16 protein-coding genes are annotated in these 19297 nt (G+C 72.5%); 9 read left to right on the top strand and 7 right to left on the bottom strand.

What is annotated here, in order from left to right:
• Positions 1–188: 188 nt before the first annotated feature.
• The 5 genes from CFW40_RS09095 to CFW40_RS09115 form a co-directional block, all read right to left on the bottom strand.
• On the bottom strand, positions 189–3431 hold the full coding sequence (locus CFW40_RS09095; RefSeq protein WP_088797308.1) for an efflux RND transporter permease subunit: 3243 nt from the start codon (positions 3429–3431) through the stop codon (positions 189–191).
• Positions 3432–3582: 151 nt separating this feature from the next.
• On the bottom strand, positions 3583–4269 hold the full coding sequence (locus tag CFW40_RS09100) for a response regulator transcription factor (protein WP_088797309.1): 687 nt from the start codon (positions 4267–4269) through the stop codon (positions 3583–3585).
• On the bottom strand, positions 4266–5567 hold the full coding sequence (locus CFW40_RS09105) for a sensor histidine kinase (RefSeq protein WP_088797310.1): 1302 nt from the start codon (positions 5565–5567) through the stop codon (positions 4266–4268). Before CFW40_RS09105 ends, CFW40_RS09100 begins: the two co-directional genes overlap by 4 nt.
• A 108-nt stretch (positions 5568–5675) precedes the next feature.
• The gene (locus tag CFW40_RS09110) at positions 5676–5954 is read right to left on the bottom strand and encodes a hypothetical protein (RefSeq protein ID WP_088797311.1); all 279 of its coding nucleotides are present in this window, start codon (positions 5952–5954) and stop codon (positions 5676–5678) included.
• Positions 5955–6011: 57 nt separating this feature from the next.
• Positions 6012–6809, bottom strand: coding sequence for a PspA/IM30 family protein (locus tag CFW40_RS09115; RefSeq protein WP_088797312.1), 798 nt, complete (start codon positions 6807–6809; stop codon positions 6012–6014).
• A gap of 314 nt (positions 6810–7123) precedes the next feature.
• On the opposite strand from CFW40_RS09115, the gene CFW40_RS09120 reads away from it, so the two are divergent.
• The gene (locus CFW40_RS09120; protein ID WP_088801989.1) at positions 7124–7720 is read left to right on the top strand and encodes a DUF3043 domain-containing protein; all 597 of its coding nucleotides are present in this window, start codon (positions 7124–7126) and stop codon (positions 7718–7720) included.
• A 163-nt stretch (positions 7721–7883) separates the two neighbouring features.
• Here the strand turns inward: CFW40_RS09120 and CFW40_RS09125 are convergent, their stop codons facing one another.
• Positions 7884–8099 (bottom strand): hypothetical protein, encoded by a 216-nt coding sequence (locus CFW40_RS09125; protein WP_088797313.1) that lies wholly within the window; start codon positions 8097–8099, stop codon positions 7884–7886.
• Between the two features lie 159 nt (positions 8100–8258).
• Between CFW40_RS09125 and CFW40_RS09130 the strand changes: the two genes are divergently transcribed.
• From CFW40_RS09130 to CFW40_RS37015, 5 genes are all read left to right on the top strand, one after another.
• Positions 8259–9626, top strand: a complete 1368-nt coding sequence (locus tag CFW40_RS09130) for a bifunctional adenosylcobinamide kinase/adenosylcobinamide-phosphate guanylyltransferase (RefSeq protein ID WP_088797314.1) — start codon at positions 8259–8261, stop codon at positions 9624–9626.
• Positions 9627–9688: 62 nt separating this feature from the next.
• Complete coding sequence (locus CFW40_RS09135; protein ID WP_088797315.1) at positions 9689–10450, top strand: methyltransferase; 762 nt, start codon at positions 9689–9691, stop codon at positions 10448–10450.
• A 21-nt stretch (positions 10451–10471) separates the two neighbouring features.
• The gene (gene cobT, locus CFW40_RS09140; RefSeq protein WP_088797316.1) at positions 10472–11518 is read left to right on the top strand and encodes a nicotinate-nucleotide--dimethylbenzimidazole phosphoribosyltransferase; all 1047 of its coding nucleotides are present in this window, start codon (positions 10472–10474) and stop codon (positions 11516–11518) included.
• Positions 11519–11648: 130 nt separating this feature from the next.
• Complete coding sequence (locus CFW40_RS09145; RefSeq protein WP_088797317.1) at positions 11649–13430, top strand: phosphatidylglycerol lysyltransferase domain-containing protein; 1782 nt, start codon at positions 11649–11651, stop codon at positions 13428–13430.
• Complete coding sequence (locus tag CFW40_RS37015; protein WP_371127304.1) at positions 13427–14203, top strand: hypothetical protein; 777 nt, start codon at positions 13427–13429, stop codon at positions 14201–14203. The genes CFW40_RS09145 and CFW40_RS37015 overlap by 4 nt, the downstream gene beginning before the upstream one ends.
• Here the strand turns inward: CFW40_RS37015 and CFW40_RS09155 are convergent.
• Positions 14178–14915 (bottom strand): hypothetical protein, encoded by a 738-nt coding sequence (locus tag CFW40_RS09155; protein ID WP_088797318.1) that lies wholly within the window; start codon positions 14913–14915, stop codon positions 14178–14180. The genes CFW40_RS37015 and CFW40_RS09155 overlap by 26 nt on opposite strands.
• Positions 14916–15030: 115 nt before the next feature.
• Between CFW40_RS09155 and CFW40_RS09160 the strand changes: the two genes are divergently transcribed.
• From CFW40_RS09160 to lpdA, 3 genes are all read left to right on the top strand, one after another.
• Positions 15031–15825: an adenosylcobinamide-GDP ribazoletransferase gene (locus CFW40_RS09160; protein ID WP_088797319.1), complete on the top strand. Its 795-nt coding sequence runs from the start codon at positions 15031–15033 to the stop codon at positions 15823–15825.
• Between the two features lie 209 nt (positions 15826–16034).
• Entirely contained in the window at positions 16035–17579 is a 1545-nt protein-coding gene (locus tag CFW40_RS09165; protein ID WP_088797320.1) for a leucyl aminopeptidase, read from the top strand.
• A 325-nt stretch (positions 17580–17904) separates the two neighbouring features.
• On the top strand, positions 17905–19293 hold the full coding sequence (gene lpdA / locus CFW40_RS09170; protein ID WP_088797321.1) for a dihydrolipoyl dehydrogenase: 1389 nt from the start codon (positions 17905–17907) through the stop codon (positions 19291–19293).
• Positions 19294–19297 lie beyond the last annotated feature (4 nt).

Consider the following 19297-nt stretch of genomic DNA (forward strand, 5'->3'; position numbering starts at 1 on the left):
TGCTGCCAGTCGCCGTCCGCGCCGCCCTTGCCGTCACCGTGCTTTCCCACTGTGGTCCCCCTTCGTCGGCGAGTGGTGCCGGGGCGGCCCCGGGCCGCCCCGTGAGCGGATGCCCAGCACGATGCCCCCGCAAGCACCTGCTCACGGGGGCATCGTTTCTTCACCGGGCTCCGCCGGTCAGGCCGGCGTCACACGCTCGCCGGCTCCGGTGTGCGGTCGCTCTCCTCGGGCCGCGAGCCGTCCACGGCGGACCGCTTCGCGGCCTTCTTCTGCGCCCGGCGCTCCTTGCGGAGCTCGATCATCGCGTAGAGCGTCGGGACGAGGAGGAGGGTGAGCAGGGTGGAGGTGATCAGGCCGCCTATGACGACCACGGCGAGCGGCTGGGAGATGAAGCCGCCGTCACCGGTGATGGACAGCGCCATCGGGAGCAGCGCCATGATCGTGGCCAGTGCCGTCATCAGGATCGGGCGCAGCCGGTGGCGGCCGCCCTCGATGACGGCTTCGACGACGCCGTGACCCTGCGCCCGGTACTGGTTGATCAGGTCGATCAGCACGATGGCGTTGGTGACCACGATGCCGATCAGCATCAGCATGCCGATCATCGCCGGGACGCCCAGCGGGGTGCCGGTGGCGACCAGCAGGCCGATCGCGCCGGTCGCCGCGAAGGGGATCGAGACGAGCAGGATGATCGGCTGGATCATCGAGCGGAAGGTGGCCACCAGGAGCATGAAGACGATGGCGATGGCCGCCAGCATCGCCAGGCCGAGCGAGGAGAACGCGTCGGACTGGTCCTGGGAGACGCCGCCGATGGTCGCGGTGGCGCCGTCCGGCAGCTTCAGCGCGTCGATCTTCTGCTTCAGCTGGGCGCTGACCGCGCCGGTGTTGTCGCCGGTCGGCTTGGCGGTGATGGTCGCCGAGCGGGCGCCGTCGATCCGGGTCATCTGGACCGGGCCGGGGACGGTCCGCACGGTGGCGAGGGTGCTGAGCTTCGCCGGGCCGGACGGGGTCGGGACGGTCAGGTTCTTCAGCTCGTCCTCGGTGGTGGCCGGGTGGGCCGACTTGAGGACGATGTCCCGCTCGGTGTCGCCGAGGACGGCCTTGCCGCTGGTGGTGCCGCGGACCGCCTGGGTCACCGCCGCGCCGAGCGAGGCCTGGTCGTAACCGGCCGCGGCCGCCTTGGCGTTGGGCTTCACGGAGATCCGGGGGACGCTCTGGGAGAGGTCGCTCTGGACGTCGGTGACGTCGTCGAGGCCGGCGACGGTCTTGCGGACCTGCTCGCCGGCCGTCTTCAGGACACCGGCGTCGCCGGCCTTGACGACCACGCTCAGGTCCTGGCTGCCGAAGCCGCCGCCGGTGCTGAAGCTGGTGTCGCCGATGGACTTGCCGAGCTTGTCGAGGTCGGCGCGGAGCGCGTCGGTGACCTTGTCGGAGTCCGCGGAGTCCGTCAGCTTGAGCTGGTAGGAGGCCTGGTTGGCACCGGTGCCGCCGCCGAAGGCCGCCATGAAGCCGGAGGAGCCGACGGTGACCTGGTAATTGGCGATGTCGTCGTTCGCCGCGAGCACCTTCTCGACCCGCTCGGCCTGCTTGTCGGCCGCGCCCAGGCTGGTGCCGGGCTTGAGTTCCTGCTTGAGGGTGAGGGTGTCCTGGGCGCCCTGGTCGAGGAAGTTGGTCTTGAGCAGGGGGACCATGGCGAAAGTGCTGAGGAGGACCACCACGGCGATGACCAGGCTGGTGAGCCGGCGGCGGGTGGCGAACCGCAGGACCGGGACGTAGAAGCGCTGGAGGGGGCTCTTGGCCTCCTTCTCCTCGGCCGCCCGGCGCAGGTCGTCCACCGTGGTGCCCTCGGGGATTTGCGGGGCCCGCAGGAACCAGTAGGACAGCACCGGGACGACGGTCAGGGAGACGATCAGGGAGGAGAGCAGGGCGACGGTCACCGTCACCGAGAAGGAGCCGAACAGGGCGCCGACCATGCCGCCGACCACACCGATCGGGAGGAAGACCGCGACCGTGGTGAGGGTGGAGGAGGTGACCGCTCCGGAGACCTCCTTGACGGCGCTCAGGATGGCCTCGCGGCGCTCCTCGCCGTAGCCCAGGTGCCGCTTGATGTTCTCCAGGACGACGATGGAGTCGTCCACGACGCGGCCGATCGCGATGGTCAGCGCGCCGAGGGTGAGCATGTTGAGGGAGAGGTCGCCGGTCCACAGCACGATCAGGGTGATGACGACCGAGAGCGGGATGGAGACCGCGGTCACCAGCGTGGAGCGCAGGCTGAGCAGGAAGACCAGGATGACGATGACCGCCATGGCGAGGCCGAGCAGGCCCTCGGTGGTCAGCGAGTCGATCGACTTGGAGACCTGCGGGCCCTGGTCGGAGGCGACCGTGACGTGTGCGCCCTTGCCCAGGTCCTGACGGATCGTGGAGAGCTTGTCCTTGACGGCGTCGGAGATGGCGACCGCGCTGCCGTCCTTGTCCATCGTCACGTTCACGGCGAGGCTGGGCTTGCCGTTGGTGCGGGTCAGGGACGTCGGAGTGGCCTGCTCCTCCTTGACGGTGGCGACATCGCCGAGGCGGACCGCGCCGCCCGGCCCCCCGCCCGCGGACGGACCGCTGCCGGCGGAGGGTGCACCGCCGGCGGACGCACCCTCGCCCGAGGAGGCACCGGCGCCGGCGGACGCGCCACCGCCCGCCGACGGGGCGAGCCGCAGGTCCTTGATCTGCGCGACGGAGGTGAAGCCGGCGCCGACCTGGACGGTCTTGCTCCTGCCGTCCTCGGAGAACGAGCCGGCGGGCACCGACGTCCCGCCGTTCTGCAGCGCCTGGCCCAGCGACTGGGCGCTCAGCCCGGCGGCGGCGAGCTTCTTGTCGTCGGGGGTGACCGCGACGATCCGGTCCTGGACGCCGTCCACGCTGACCTGGCTGACGCCGTCGATGTTCTTGAGGTCCGGCACCACGCTGCGGTTGAGCTGGTCGGCCAGCGTCTGCTGGTCCTTGGAGTCCGAGGAGACGGCCAGGACCACGGTGGGGATGTCGTCGGTCGAACCGGACACCACCTGCGGGTCGACGTCCTTCGGCAGCTTCGCGCGGGCGCGGTTCACGGCCTGCTGGACATCGGCGACCAGGCGCTTGGAGTCGTTGCCGTAGTCGAACTGCGCCATGATGACGCCCGAGCCCTCGCTCGACGTCGAGGTGACGGACTTGATGCCGTCGACGCCCTGGACGCCGTCCTCGAGGGGTTCGATGACCTGCTTCTCGACGACGTCCGGGGAGGCGCCCTGGTAGGGGGCCAGCACGGACACCATCGGGAGTTCGATGGACGGCAGGAGCTGCTGCTTGAGCTGCGGGATCGCGATGGCGCCGAAGGCGATCGCCACGATCGACATCAGCGCTATCAGGCCCCGTTGTACGAGGCTGAGTCGGGACAGCCAGGACATGGGTGGGGTCTCTCTTCTGTTCTGAAACGGTCGGCGGGGCCTTTCCCGGGCCCACTTACACCTTCCGCCATGCCCTGGCCGGTTTTCCTCGCTCGCAGGTCGGTTTCCGGCCGCTGCCCGTACCGCGTTGGGAGTACGGGCCCCTCCCCCTTCACTGCACCCGTGGGCGTACGAGTCCGGACTCGTAGGCGATGACCACCAGCTGGGCCCGGTCGCGGGCGCCCAGCTTGGCCATCGCGCGGTTCACATGCGTCTTGACGGTGAGCGGGCTGACCGCCAGCTGCTCGGCGATCTCGTCGTTGGACAGCCCGCCCGCCACCAGGGTCAGCACCTCGCGCTCGCGGCCGGTCAGCGTCGCCAGCCGCTCGGTGCCGCGGCCGCCGGGCCCGCCGTCCCCCGTACTGCCGCCCTGCGCGAGGAACTTGGCGATCAGTCCCTTGGTCGCGACGGGCGACAGCAGCGCCTCGCCGGCCGCCGCGATCCGGATCGCGCCCAGCATCTCGTCCGGCTCGGCGCCCTTGCCCAGGAAGCCGCTGGCGCCGGCCCGCAGCGACTGCACCACATAGTCGTCGACCTCGAAGGTCGTCAGGATGACCACCCGGACACCGGTGAGCTCCGGGTCCTCGCTGATCATGCGGGTGGCCGCCAGGCCGTCCACCCCGGGCATCCGGATGTCCATCAGGACGACGTCGGGGCGCTGCGCCCGGGTCAGCTCGTACGCCTGGGCACCGTCGGAGGCCTCCGCCACCACTTCCATGTCCGGCTCGGAGTCGACCAGCACCTTGAAGGCGCTGCGCAGCAGCGCCTGGTCGTCGGCGAGCAACACCTTGATCGTCATATCGACTCCCCCGTACGGACGGTCTGCAATGGAAGGGTGACCCGCACCTGGAAGCCGCCGGCCGCGCGCGGGCCGGTCACGACAGTGCCGCGCAGCGCGAAGACCCGCTCGCGCATCCCGATCAGGCCGTGGCCGCCGCTCCTGTCCTCCGCTTCGCCGGGCCCGCCCGGCTCCACGGGCGGCCGGTCGCCGCCCTTCTGCCGCGGGATGCCGGCCCGGCCCGCGCCGTCGTCCAGGACGGTCACGGTCAGCGCGGTCTCGGAGTGCAGGATCCGCACCGTGGCGCGGGCCCCCTCGCCGGCGTGCTTGTGGACGTTGGTGAGCGCTTCCTGGACCACGCGGTAGGCGGTGAGGTCGACGGAGGCCGGCAGGGGGCGGGGCTCGTGCGGGATCTCCAGATCGACGGGGATCCCGGCGCGGACGAACCCGTCGACGAGCTGGTCGAGGACGCCGAGGCCGGGCGCGGGCTCGGTCGGCGCCTTGGGGTCGTCGGACTGCCGCAACAGGCCGACCGTGGCGCGCAGTTCCTCCAGCGCCGAGCGGGACGCCTCGCGGACGTGCGCCAGCGCCTCTTTGGCCTGGTCGGGGCGGTTGTCCATGACATGCGAGGCGACCCCGGCCTGGACGTTGACCAGGGCGATGTGGTGGGCGACGACATCGTGCAGCTCACGGGCGATGCGCAGGCGCTCCTCGGCGACCCGGCGCCGGGCCTCCTCCTCGCGGGTGCGCTCGGCGCGTTCGGCGCGCTCGCGGATGGCGTCGACGACGGCCCGGCGGCTGCGGACCGCGTCGCCGGCCGCCGCGGCCATGCCCGTCCAGGCGAAGATCGCGATGTTCTCCTGTGCGTACCAGGGGCGGGGTCCGCAGAGCATCGCGGCGGCCGTCAGGACGACGACGGTCAGCGCGCCGACCCGCCAGGTGGTGGGCCGGTCGGTGCGCGAGGCCAGGCTGTAGAGGGCGATCACCGCGGCGGCGGCCACGGGGGCGCGCGGGTCGCTGGAGCGCGCGAGCAGTTCGACGATGGTGCAGACGCCGGTGACGGCCAGGACCGTACGGGGCAGCCGGCGGCGCAGGACCAGGGCGGCGCAGGCCAGCGCGGCGAAGGCCACGGTCGTGGCGGAGAGGTGGTGAGCGCCGAACCGCGGACCGTTCGGTCCGTGCGGGCCGACCACCGCGCCGCACAGGATGCACGCGAAGACCGCCACCGCCAGGACCGTGTCGAAGGCGAACGGGTGGGCCCGCTGCCACGGGAAGCGGCCGGCGCGGGGCGTGTCCGGGCGGGGATCGAGGTGGCTCACAAGAGCAAACGGTAGCGCCCCGGTCCGCCGAGGGACCGGGGCGCCGTGCGCTGGAGTGGAGTGCCCGGACCGGGGCCGGACCGAGCCGGGCCGGGACCGGACCGGGGTTCAGCCCGGAATGAGGCCGTCGTCGCTGAGCATGTCCCGGACCTCTTCGAGAGAGGCGTCGGCGGACGGCAGGATGAGTTCGGACGGTTCGAGGGCATCGTCGGGAAGCGGCGTACCGAGCCGGCGGACCGCGTCCAGCAGGGCATCGAGAGTGCGCTGGAAACCTGCTTCGTCGTTGCTCTCCATCTCGGCCAGCAGCTCATCGTCCAGTCGGTTGAGCTCGGTGAAGTGGGCATCGTCCAGCTTCACCTGGCCCTCCCCCATGATCCGTACGATCACGACGGTCTCCCTTGGTCCGGTCCGACGATCTCCGGCGAGGCTATCCGCCGCCGGCCGTCACTGCTTGTCGAAACGCGGCCGGTCCTGCTGCGGGGCGGACCGGTCCCCGCCGTTCTGGCCGCCCTCGATGGCCTGCTGGCCGGACGAGCCGCCCGCGAGCTCGGCCTTCATCCGCTGCAGCTCCAGCTCGACGTCGCTGCCGCCGGAGAGCCGGTCCAGCTCGGCGGTGATGTCGTCCTTGGCCATACCGGTCGGGTCGTCCAGGGCGCCGGAGGCCATCAGCTCGTCCAGGGCACCGGCCCTGGCCTGCAGCTGTGCGGTCTTGTCCTCCGCACGCTGAATGGCCATGCCGACGTCGCCCATCTCCTCGGAGATGCCGGAGAAGGCCTCGCCGATCCGGGTCTGGGCCTGGGCGGCCGTGTAGGTGGCCTTGATCGTCTCCTTCTTCGTACGGAAGGCGTCGACCTTGGCCTGCAGCCGCTGCGCCGCGAGCGTGAGCTTTTCCTCCTCGCCCTGCAGCGTCTGGTGCTGCGTCTCCAGGTCGGTGACCTGCTGCTGCAGCGCGCTGCGCCGGCTCAGCGCCTCGCGGGCCAGGTCCTCGCGGCCGAGCGCCAGCGCCTTGCGGCCCTGGTCCTCCAGCTTGGACGACTGGCCCTGGAGCTGGTTGAGCTGCAGCTCCAGGCGCTTGCGGGAGGTCGCCACGTCGGCGACGCCGCGGCGCACCTTCTGCAGCAGCTCCAGCTGCTTCTGGTACGAGTAGTCGAGGGTTTCGCGCGGGTCTTCGGCCCGGTCCAGGGCCTTGTTGGCCTTCGCGCGGAAGATCATCCCCATCCGCTTCATGACACCATCGCTCATGGGCCTCGCGCGCCCCCTTCTGGCCGAGTCACCTCGGGCTTAGGCTCCAGCACATCTACAGACCCCACAGTACGGGCCCTGGTTCCATTACCGCACTGTTCGCGCCCGGATGCGCTCCTCCTCCAGGACGATCGGTACGCGTTCTTCTCCCGCGCAAGGAGTAGGGAGAGTCGGGACAACCGGCACGATGTCCGCTCTGTCCCGGTAGTGCATGGGTTCCGGCCTGGTCGGACGCCGGCTTCCGGGAGCGCCGTTGCCGGATCGTGCCCGTCGGACCGTGGCTCACCCGCGGCGAGCACGTACCCTTGGGTGTTGTGTTCCGAAGCCGTTCGAAGGATGAGCAGGCCGCGACCGCCAAGGTGACCGCGGACCAGCCCCAGCAGCCCCGCGATCCGCAGGCCCCCAAGGGCCGCCCGACGCCCAAACGCAGCGAAGCCCAGACGCAGCGCCGCTCCCGTGCGCATACGCCCACGAACCGCAAGGACGCGGCGAAGGCCCAGCGCGAGGCCCGCCGCGTCGACATGGCCCGCCAGCGCGAGGCGATGGCCAGCGGCGACGAGCGGTATCTGCCGGTGCGCGACAAGGGTCCCGTGCGCCGCTTCGCGCGCGACTACGTCGACTCCCGCTGGTGCGTCGCCGAGTTCTTCCTGCCGATGGCCGTGGTGATCCTGGTGCTCACCATGATCCGGGTGCCGTCGATCCAGAGCATCGCGCTGCTGCTGTGGCTCGTGATCATCGTGCTGATCGTGCTCGACTCGGTGATGATCTGGTTCCGTCTGGGCAAGCGGCTGCAGGAGCGCTTCCCGAACGAGAACCTCAAGGGCGTGAAGGCGTACGCGGTGATGCGGACGCTGCAGATGCGGCGACTGCGGCTGCCGAAGCCGCAGGTGAAGCGGGGGCAGCGGCCTTAAGGGCGTCGTACGCGGTGGCTGGGGACGTCCCCTGTTCCGCCGGACCCTCGCCGTTGTGGTCGCGCGCCGTCGCGGCGGGACTGATGTGGATGCTTGGCCGGGCCCGTGCGGGCCCGGCCAAGCATCGTTTGCGGCCGGCCGGGCCCCGCCGCGTCGTCGGGGCTCAGCCCTCCGCGGCCGCGTGCAGGCTCATCGGGCCCGCGTAGATCTCGGTGTCGTCCTCGAAGAGCCTGACCTGGTCGACGCCGCCTTCGAGGAGGGCCTTCCACTCCTCGCCGATCCAGGACTCCGCGTCGCCCTGGGTGGTGAACTCCTCCGGTTGCACGGCCGGCGCCGTCTCCGAACCGTCGGCCTTCTCGAACCGCCACGTCCACGCCATGTGCGCCTCCTGGATCCCACCGAGTACGAATCTGTGCCACCGCGGGCGCGTCCTGACGCACCCCCGGTGCCGTGCTTCCGTGCTGATCGGCAGCCTAACGGCCGTGTCGAGTCCGCCCCCGCCGCGCCCGCCCGCCGCGGACGCGGGAAACTCGGCGGTGTGGATGTGACTCTCCTTGGCACCGGGGCCCCGCAGGGGCTGCCGCGCCCCACCTGCCCGTGTGCCGCCTGTGCGACCGCCGTCGGCGACGAGGCGCGGGCGGCGACCGCGCTGCTCGTCGACGGCGCGCTGATGATCGACCTGACGCCCGGCCCGGCCTTCGCGGCCGCCCGTGCCGGGCAGTCCCTGGCGGGCGTCCGGCAGGTGCTGCTCTCCCATCCCCACGACGGCCCGGCGCTGGAGGTGCCGGCCGGGATGCCGCAGCCGGGGCGGGTCGCGGACGGGCGGGAGCTGGCGCTGCTCGACGGGCACCGAGTACGCGCCGTCGCGGTGGACATCCCCGGTACCGGCTACGAGATCTCCGGCGCGGACGGCGAGCGGCTGCTGTATCTGCCGCCGGGCGCGGCGCCGGCCGGACTGGGCAACGGGAACGGCCGGGCGGCGGGCGGCGGTGCGGAGGGCACCGGCGGCGCCGGGCCCTACGACCTGGTGCTGCTCGACGTGGTGAAGCGGCCCGATGCGCTGGCCAGGCTGCGGGCGAGCGGCGCGGTCGACGCGGCGACGGACGTGGTGGCGGTGCACCTCGACCACGGTGTGCCGCCGGGGCCCGAACTGCACCGCAGGCTCGCGGCGGTGGGGGCCCGCGCGGTGGCGGACGGCAGCACGCTGGTGGTCGGCGAGTTTCACGCGGTGCCGGATCTGCCGCGGCGGACCCTGGTGCTGGGCGGGGCGCGCAGCGGCAAGTCGGTGGAGGCGGAGCGGCGGCTCGCGGCCTTCCCCGAGGTGGTGTACGTGGCCACCGGGGGGACCCGGGACGGCGACCAGGACTGGGCGCAGCGGGTCGCGCTGCACCGTGAGCGGCGCCCCGGCAGCTGGCGCACCGTCGAGACCTGCGATCTGCTGCCGCTGCTGGGGGCCGGGCCGGACACGGAGGCCGCCGGGGCGGGGGCGGAAGCCGCCGGGCCGGGCCGGGAGGGTGGCGTGCCGGGCGCGGAGGACGGTGGGCCCGGTGCGGGCCCCGGCCCCGGTACCGGTCGCCCGGCCGGGACCTCGCCGCTGCTGATCGACTGTCTGGCGCTGTGGCTGACGCATGTCATGGACGACGTCGGGGCGTGGGACGACGCGACCTGGGAGGCCGGCGGCCGGGAGGCGCTGCGGAAGCGGACCGATGCGCTGGTGGCGGCGCTGCGCGAGACGCGCAGGCCGGTGGTGGCGGTGAGCAACGAGGTCGGGTCCGGGGTCGTCCCGGCGACCCCGGCGGGCCGTCGGTTCCGTGACGAACTGGGGCGGCTGAACGCCGCGTTCGCCGCGGAGTGCGAGCAGGTGCTGCTGGTCGTCGCGGGGCAGGCGCTTGCGCTGCGTGGATGACACGGGCCCGGCGCGGCCCGTGTCCGCTTGCCCGGGGGCGCGGCGCCGGGTGCTCTTGACCCGTGACCGAATCCGAGCGGACCGAATCCGAAGCGCCGGCCGGGTGGGCGGCGGGGCCCGTGCGGGAACCCCGGGGGCGCGGGCGGCTTTTCGACGCGGCCGTGCGCGCCTATCTGGAGCGGCATCCGGAGGCGACGGTGGTCGCGCTCGGCGAGGGGCTGGGCACCGGTTTCTGGCGGCTGGACAACGGGCGGCTGACCTGGCTGACGGTGGTGCCCCCGAAGACCGCGGCGGCCCGCCGGATGCTGCTCCCGGACGGCGCGCGGCGGCGGACCGTGGCCCGTGCGGTGACCGATCACGCCTGGCTGGACGCGGTGCCGGAGCCGTGGCGCGGGGTCGTCGTCACGGCTCCCGGGGTGCTGATGCGGCTGCCGCCGCCCGCGGTGCGCGCGCTGCTGGTGGCGTGCGCGGAGCGGTTTCCCGGCGGTGTGCTGGTGTTTGACGCGCTGCCAGGGCGGGCGACCGCGCTGGCGCGGCGGGCCGCCGCGGCCGGCGGCCGGTGGCCGGCCCCGCGCTGGGGGCTGGACCGTGCCCAACTGCCGCGGGTGGCCTGCCTGCACCCGGGCATCGTCGCGGTGCGCGAACTCGGTCCGGTGCCGGCCGTGCCGGGCGGCGCGGCCGCGGGCGGCCTGTGGTCCCGGCTGGTGTGGCGCGGCCGCCGCGTGCCGGTGCTGCGCGCGCTGACGCCGCTGGTGTGCGAGGTCCGGTTCGCTTCGGCCACCTCACCCCGGGCCGTTCCCCCCGGTGCGCTTCGTCAGCGGTGAGTTGACGGTAATCTGCGCCCAATGAGCGCCTTGAACCTCGACGACTTCGCCCACCTGATCGAGCGCCCCGATGGCGGGGCACGCCGTGACGCCGAGGAGCGGCGGGCCCGGCTGGCCGTGCCGCCGGGTGCGCTCGGCCGCCTGGACGAGCTGGGCGAGTGGCTGGCCGCCGCGCAGCAGCAGGTGCCGGTGCGGCCCGTCGAGCGGCCGCGGGTGCTGCTGTTCGCGGGCGATCACGGGGTGGCCGAGCTGGGGGTGTCGGCCCGGCCGGCCGGCGGCACCAGGGATCTCGTACGGGCCGTGCTGGACGGGGCGAGCCCGGCCGCGGTGCTGGCCCGGGGCGCCGGGGCGCAGCTGCGGGTGGTGGATCTGGCGGTGGACTGCGACCCGCAGGAGCTGCCGGAGGACGTCACCCGCCACCGGGTGCGGCGCGGTTCGGGACGGATCGACATCGAGGACGCGCTGACGGCCGAGGAGGCGGAGGCGGCGTTCCGGGCCGGGACGGCGGTCGCGGACGAGGAGGCGGACGCGGGCACCGACCTGGTGGTGCTGGGCGATCTGAGCGTCGGCGGGACGACCGCGGCGAGCACGCTGATCGCCGCGCTGTGCGGTACGGACGCCTCGGTGGTCACCGGGCGGGGCGGCGCCCCCATCGACGATCTGGCCTGGATGCGCAAGTGCGCGGCGATCCGCGACGCGCTGCGGCGGGCCCGTCCGGTGCTCGGCGACCAGCTGGAGCTGCTGGCCACGGTCGGCGGCGCGGATCTGACCGCGATGACCGGCTTCCTGCTGCAGAGCGCGGTGCGCCGTACCCCGGTGATCCTGGACGGGGTGGTCTCGGCGGCCTGTGCGCTGGTGGCGCAGCGGGTGGCATTCCGGGCACCGGACTGGTGGGTGGCCGGGCAGGCGAGCGGGGAGCCGGCCCAGGCGAAGGCGCTGGACCGGATCGCACTCAACCCTCTGCTCGACCACGGCGTCACTGCTGGAGAGGGAACCGGGGCGCTGCTGGCCCTGCCATTGGTACGGGCGGCCGCGGCCCTGGCGGCAGAGCTGCCCGTACGCGACTGACCCGGCGCCGGCCCACCCCGGCCGGCCGCCGCGGGAAGCGAGCGGACGAGCGCCCGGCCCGGGCGCTCATCACGCCATGCCCGTGCCGGACCGCCGGCGGCTCCCCATAAGATCGCGCTTTACACGTTTTATGGGAGACATCGCTTTGAGTCCGGACGAAGACCGCCCTCGCGGCACGTGGTCACGGCGTGGTGCCGCATTCGGCATCTGGTATCTGCGCACGGTCACCTTCATCAATCTGCTGAGCGCGGTATGGGTGTCGTTCGGCAATGACATCCGCCGGCACAACATCGCGGAATTCTTTACTCCGTATCTGCTGACGGCGGGTTTCGCCTCCGGTGCCTTCTCGCTCTTCCTGTCGGTGACCCTGCGGCGGCGCAAGCGGGCGGCCTGGATTTTGAATCTGCTGCTGTCCGGGCTGCTGGCGGTGCTCTTCGGATACGGGATGGTGGTGGCCCCGGAGTTCCGCGGGCATGCGCAGAACTGGGTGTCGCTGGGGGTGACCGTACTGTTCGCCGCGGCGCTGGTGGTGGGGCGCCGCGAGTTCTCCGCCAAGGGCGACCGCGCGAACCCGAAGCTGGCGGCGACGGTCGCGGCCGGCGGTCTGCTGGTCGCCTCGCTGCTGGCGGCCCTGCTGGTGACCGTCACCAACACCGCGGGGGACGGCGCCTCGACGTGGGTGCAGCGCTGGCGCTACGGCCTGATGCGGCTGGTGTCGCTGGTCGCCGACGACCGTGCCTTCCCGGGGATCGCCACCCCGAACTGGGTCAACGTCACGATCAATGTGCTCAGCACGCTGCTGCTGGTCGCGGTCCTGTGGGCGGCGTTCCGGTCCGTCCGCAGCACCGAGGCGATCACCGAGGACGACGAGGAGCGGCTGCGTGCGCTCCTCGCGCGGCACGGCGACCGTGACTCGCTGGGCTACTTCGCGCTGCGCCGCGACAAGAGCGTGCTGTTCTCCCCCAGCGGCAAGGCCGCGGTCACCTACCGCGTCGTGGGCGGGGTGTCGCTGGCCTCCGGCGATCCGCTGGGGGACCCCGAGGCCTGGCCCGGGGCGATCGAGGTGTGGCTGGCCGAGGCCCGGGAGCACGGCTGGGCGCCCGCGGTGATGGGCGCGAGCGAGGAGGGCGGCACGATCTACGCCCGGCACGGTCTGGACGCGCTGGAGCTGGGCGACGAAGCGATCGTGGACACCGCGGAGTTCACCCTCGGCGGCCGCGCGATGCGGACCGTACGGCAGGCCTACCACCGCGTCGAGCGGGCCGGCTACACCGTCCGTATCCGGCGTCACGAGGACATCCCGGCCGAGGAGATGTCGGAGCTGCTGCGGCTGGCCGACGACTGGCGGGACGGGGAGACCGAGCGCGGTTTCTCGATGGCGCTGGGCCGGCTCGGCGATCCGGGAGACGGGCGCTGCGTGATGCTCGAATGCCGCGACGGCGGCGCGGGGGAGGAAACGGGCGAGCTGCGGGCGCTGCTCAGCTTTGTGCCCTGGGGCGAAAAGGGCCTTTCGCTGGACCTGATGCGGCGGGACCGGAACTCCGAGAACGGTCTGATGGAGTTCATGGTGCTGGAGTTGATCCAGCGGGCGAAGGAGGTGGAGGTCACTCAGCTCTCGCTGAACTTCGCGATGTTCCGTTCCGTCTTCGAACGTGGATCGCGGCTCGGCGCGGGCCCGGTGCTGCGCCTGTGGCGCTCACTGCTCAGCTTCTTCTCCCGGTGGTGGCAGATCGAATCGCTCTATCGCGCCAATGCGAAATACCGGCCGATCTGGGAGCCGCGGTACATGCTCTTCGAAAAGAGCACCGATCTGCTGCGGATCGGAATCGCCGCCGGCCGCGCGGAAGGCTTTCTGGAAGCCCCCGGTCTGCCCAAGTGGCTGAACCGCACGCACCTGGAACATGCGAGGTGAGCGCGGCCGGTGCGGGGCAGCAGGGCGGGCCGGTGCCGGGGCCGCGGGAGGGCCCCACTCCGGGGCGGCCGGAGCTGTCCGCCCTGGCCCGCGCCGCGCGCCGCGAGTGGGGCCCGCTCCTGCGGACGGTGCGGTCCTCGCTGGTCACGGCGAAGCTGCGGGCCATTCCGCTGACGCTCACCGCGGTGTGCCTGACCCTGGTCTTCCAGTTCGTGCAGAACCAGGCCTGGGGCTATCAAACGGTCCAGGACATCGGCTCCGTACAGGCCTGGGAGCACCTGTGGGTGGCGTTGCTGCGCACCCCCCTGTCGCTGTTCGTCCCGGCGCTGGACCTTCCGGTGTGGGGGGCGCTGGCGCAGATCCTGGTGGTCTTCGGGATCGCGGAGATCTGTGTGGGCCGGCGGCAGACGCTGCTGATCGCCTATGTCGCCACGCTCGCCGGGACGATGTACGCGCGGATCGGCATCTGGCTCGGCCCGGTGAGCCCGCTCGGGCTGCCCGACTCGGACAAGTTCGTCATCGACACCGGGCCGTCGGCGGCCGTGGTGGGGCTGGCGGTGTTCGTGTGCTGGCGCTACCGCGCATGGTTCACCTGTGCCGCGGTCGCCGTGGCGATGGTCGTCGAGGTGGTGTCCATCAAGAACAACCTGGCGGGCAAGGAGCATGTCGCGGCGGTGCTGGCGGTGCTCGTGGTGTGCGCGCTGTGGGAGCTGGGGCGCCCGCGCGGGCCGGGGGAGGCACCGCGGGTCAGCGGCTGGGGGCGCCCCCGATGACGTGCTCGACCTTGCGGCGCAGGGCCGACCAGCGGCGGTCGTGACGGTGGGCGCGGGCCCGGGCGCGGGCCCGCGCCTTCGGGCGGCGGCGGTAGAAGCGCCTGGCCCAGGGCGAGTTGGGGCGGGCCAGCCGGGCCGCGCCGAAGAGCGCGACGAACGGCACGAAGACCCCGATGACCGCGATCCGGCCCTTGCCCTTGGTGAGCGCGACGAGCGCGAAGAGGAAGTTGACGGCCACGGTCCGCACGACCGTGAAGCGGTCGGTGCTCTCCTGCGGGCCGATCTCGTTGACGCCGAACGGCAGGAAGCCGGCGAGGGTCAGGGCCACCAGGGCGACGGTGAGGATGACGATCTCGACGCTCTTGGTCCCCTCCTCACTCCAGTACACGTCGTCGAGGTGGAGGATCAGCGCGAACTCGTCGAGGACGAGGCCCACGCCGATGCCGAAGAGCACCGCGGCGACCCCGGAACCGAAGCCGCGCCGGCCGCCCGCGAGGGCGATGAACCCGCCGAGGACCAGCAGGATCACGCCGGGCACCACGTGATGGACGTGCACACCGCCGGGGGTGAGGTTGCGGAACGGCCCCTTGCCCGCGCGGATGAGCCGGGTGACGGCCCGGGTCACCAGGAAGGTCAGCACGAAGGAGGCGAGGGCGAGCAGCAGCGGCAGCTTCCCCGGCTCGACGATATTGCGGTACCACCAGTGGCCCATCCCACACGCTCCCCATTTGTCGGGTAGGGACACTTCACCACCCTGCGGGCCGGTTTGACGGGTGACGGTCCGTACCGGCGGCCGGACGCGGCAGGCGCCCGGATAGCCTGCCGCGGTGACCGACACCCCCGCTCCCCCGGCCCCCCTCGACGCCCTGCGCTTCGCGTTCGGGACGCTGACCGTGCTGCCGGTGCGCCTCACCCGCTGGGACCGGGAGGCGGCGCGCGGCGGCATGCTCTGCGCGCCGCTGGCCGGACTGGTGGCCGGGCTGTGCGCGGCCGCGCTCGGCGCGGCGCTGCTGCTGCTCGGCGGCGGTCCGCTGCTCGCCGCGGTCGCCACCACCGTGGTGCCCGCCGTCCTGACCCGCGGGCTGCACCTGGACGGACTCGCCGACACCGCCGACGGGCTGGGCAGCGGCAAGCCCGCCGACGAGGCGCTGCGCATCATGAAGCAGTCCGACATCGGCCCGTTCGGGGTCATCACGCTGCTGTTCGCCCTGCTGGCCCAGGTGGCCGCGCTGGCGGCGCTGTACGCGGACGGCTGGGCACGCGGCGCCGTCGCGGCGGCCGTCGGTGCGGTCACCGCGCGCTGCGCGCTGACCCTCGCCTCCCGTGCGGGGGTGCCGGCCGCCCGTCCGGAAGGGCTCGGCGCGGCGGTCGCGGGCACCGTCCCGGTGCGGGCGGCGCTGCTGTGCGCGGGGGCGGTGGTGGCCGGATGCGCGGCGGCCGGCGCCGCGTTCGGTGCGTACGGCGCGCTGCACGCCGGGCTCGCGGCGCTGCTCGGGCTCGGGCTGGGCGAGCTGCTGCTGCGGCACTGCCGGCGGCGGCTGGGCGGGGTGACCGGCGATGTGTTCGGGGCGCTCGCGGAGAGCGCGGGGCTCACGGCAGTGGTGGCGCTGGCTCTCGGGTAGCTCGCGGGCCCCTCCCGGGCGCGTCTCCCGTATCCCTCAACTCACCGACAAAGAAGGGCAGTTCACCCCGCATACCAGTAACTCCCCCGGCCCCGTTATGTGCCGGTGTGGTATCGGACGGGCCTTGTGGCGCCGCCGAGCGTAGGCTCGGCCGCAGCAGCGCGCTGCGCGCAGACGGATTCCCCGGACGGAACAGGACCTTCATCACCGTGACTGCACTGACCCTCAGTACTTCTTCCGCCGCAACGGTGCGTGCGGATGCCGTCGTCGTCGGCGTGGCCAAGGGCGCCAAGGGCGTCGTGGTGGCCCCCGGCGCGGAGGCCGTGGACAAGGCCTTCGGCGGCAAGCTCGCCGCTGTGCTGGAGACCCTCGGCGCAAGTGGTGCCGAGGGCGAGGTGACCAAGCTGCCCGCCGCCGACGGCCTCAAGGCGCCGGTCGTGCTGGCGGCCGGCCTCGGCGAGGCGCCGGGCAAGGACGACGGCTACGGGACCGAGGCGCTGCGGCGCGCCGCGGGCAGCGCCGCCCGCGCCCTGACCGGCACCAAGAAGGCCGCCTTCGCGCTGCCCCTCGAGGACGCCGAGGCGGCCGCCGCAGTGAGCGAGGGCGCGCTGCTCGGCACGTACACCTTCACCGCCTACCGCAGCAACGGCAATGGGCCCAACGCCAAGGGCGGCAAGAAGAACGACGCCAAGTCGGCGCCGCTCGCGGAGGTCGCGCTCCTGGGCGGCAAGCCGCGTGACAAGGAGTTCAAGGCCGCCGCCGAGCGCGCCCAGGCGCTGGCCGCGGAGATCAACCGCGCCCGCGACCTGATCAACATGCCGCCCAACGACCTCGACCCGAAGTCCTTCGCGGCCGAGGCGCAGGCCGCGGCCAAGGAGTTCGGCCTCAAGGTCGAGGTGCTGGACGAGAAGGCGCTCAAGAAGGGCGGCTACGGCGGCCTGCTGGGCGTCGGCCAGGGCGCGGAGACCCCGCCGCGGCTGGTGCGGATCGCGCACACGCACCCCAAGGCGGACAAGACCCTGGCCCTGGTCGGCAAGGGCATCACCTACGACTCGGGCGGTATCTCGCTCAAGCCGGCCGGCCACAACGAGACCATGAAGTGCGACATGAGCGGCGCCGCCGCGGTGTTCGCCGCCGTCGTGGCCGCCGCCAGGCTGGGCCTGCAGGTGAACGTCACCGGCTGGCTCGCGCTCGCCGAGAACATGCCGTCCGGCTCCGCCACCCGTCCCGGTGACGTGCTGACCATGTACAGCGGCAAGACCGTCGAGGTGCTGAACACCGACGCCGAGGGCCGCCTGGTGCTGGCCGACGCGCTCACCCGCGCCTCGGAGGAGAACCCTGACGCGATCGTGGACGTCGCCACCCTGACCGGCGCGATGGTGCTGGCGCTGGGCAACCGCACCTTCGGGATCATGGCCAACGACGACGCGTTCCGTACCTCGATCCACGAGATCGCGGAGGAGGTCGGCGAGCAGTCCTGGCCCATGCCGATGCCGTCCGAGCTGCGCAAGGGCATGGACTCCCCGGTTGCCGACATCGCCAACATGGGTGAGCGGATGGGCAGCGGACTGGTCGCCGGGCTCTTCCTCAAGGAGTTCATCGGCGAGGGCATCACCTGGGCCCACCTGGACATCGCGGGCCCGGCGTTCCACGAGGGCGCGCCGTGGGGCTACACCCCCAAGGGCGGCACGGGATCCGCGGTGCGCACCCTGGTGCGGCTGGCGGAGCGCACCGCCGCGGGCGACCTGGGCTGACGGCCGGCCCGGGGAGTTTCCTCCCCCTTGCCCGTCATTTCCGTACGGCCCCGGGCATACCACCCGGGGCCGTAGGCGCGTCCGCGTCCCGTGTTCGCCCTCAACGAAATCCGTACGCCAGTACGCGCCGGTAACCCTTACGGGGCGGCTGATCGTCCGCCCTGAGACCGGCCCGCCGTCCCGGCTTCGTGGAACAAGTGCGAAGATGGGTTCTCGGCAGGACAGGGCCCCCCTTACCCAGGGCCGAAGTAAAAGCGGCCGAACCACAGCCGCCGCCCGGTCATCGGAGACCGGCTCCGGCGTACCCATGCATGGAGGACGTGACGTGGCGAACGACGCCAGCACCGTTTTCGACCTAGTGATCCTCGGAGGCGGTAGCGGTGGTTACGCCGCTGCCCTGCGCGGGGCGCAGCTGGGCCTGGACGTCGCCCTGATCGAGAAGGGCAAGGTCGGCGGTACCTGCCTGCACAACGGCTGCATCCCCACCAAGGCTCTGCTGCACGCCGGTGAGATCGCCGACCAGGCTCGCGAGAGTGAGCAGTTCGGTGTCAAGGCCACCTTCGAGGGCATCGACATCAAGGCGGTCCACAAGTACAAGGACGAGGTCATCTCGGGCCTGTACAAGGGCCTGCAGGGCCTGATCGCCTCCCGCAAGGTGACCTACATCGAGGGCGAGGGCCGGCTGTCCTCCCCGACCTCCGTCGATGTGAACGGCCAGCGTGTCCAGGGCCGCCACGTCCTGCTGGCGACCGGCTCCGTGCCGAAGTCGCTGCCGGGCCTGGAGATCGACGGCAACCGCATCATCTCCTCGGACCACGCGCTCACCCTGGACCGCGTGCCGAAGTCCGCGATCGTGCTGGGCGGCGGCGTCATCGGCGTCGAGTTCGCCTCCGCGTGGAATTCCTTCGGCACCGACGTGACCATCATCGAGGGCCTCAAGCACCTCGTCCCGGTCGAGGACGAGAACAGCTCCAAGCTGCTGGAGCGGGCCTTCCGCAAGCGCGGCATCAAGTTCAACCTCGGCACCTTCTTCGACAAGGCCGAGTACACCGCCGACGGCGTGCAGGTCACCCTCGCCGACGGCAAGACCTTCGAGGCCGAGGTGCTGCTGGTCGCGATCGGCCGCGGGCCGGTCTCGGCGGGCCTGGGCTACGAGGAGCAGGGCGTCGCGATGGACCGCGGCTACGTCCTCGTCGACGAGTACATGCAGACCAACGTGCCGACCATCTCGGCCGTCGGTGACCTCGTTCCCACCCTCCAGCTCGCCCACGTCGGCTTCGCCGAGGGCATGCTGGTGGCGGAGCGGCTGGCCGGTCAGAAGACCGTGCCGATCGACTACGACGGCGTGCCGCGCGTCACGTACTGCCACCCCGAGGTCGCTTCGGTGGGCATCACCGAGGCCAAGGCCAAGGAGCTGTACGGCGCCGACAAGGTCGTCGCTCTCAAGTACAACCTCGCGGGCAACGGCAAGAGCAAGATCCTGAAGACCACGGGCGAGATCAAGCTCGTCCAGGTCAAGGACGGTGCCGTGGTCGGCGTCCACATGGTCGGTGACCGTATGGGCGAGCAGGTCGGTGAGGCCCAGCTGGTCTACAACTGGGAGGCCCTGCCGGCCGAGGTTGCGCAGCTCGTGCACGCGCACCCGACGCAGAACGAGGCCCTCGGCGAGGCCCACCTGGCCCTGGCCGGCAAGCCTCTCCACTCCCACGACTGACCCC

This window comes from Streptomyces sp. 2114.4, assembly GCF_900187385.1.
Lineage (GTDB): Bacteria > Actinomycetota > Actinomycetes > Streptomycetales > Streptomycetaceae > Streptomyces > Streptomyces mooreae.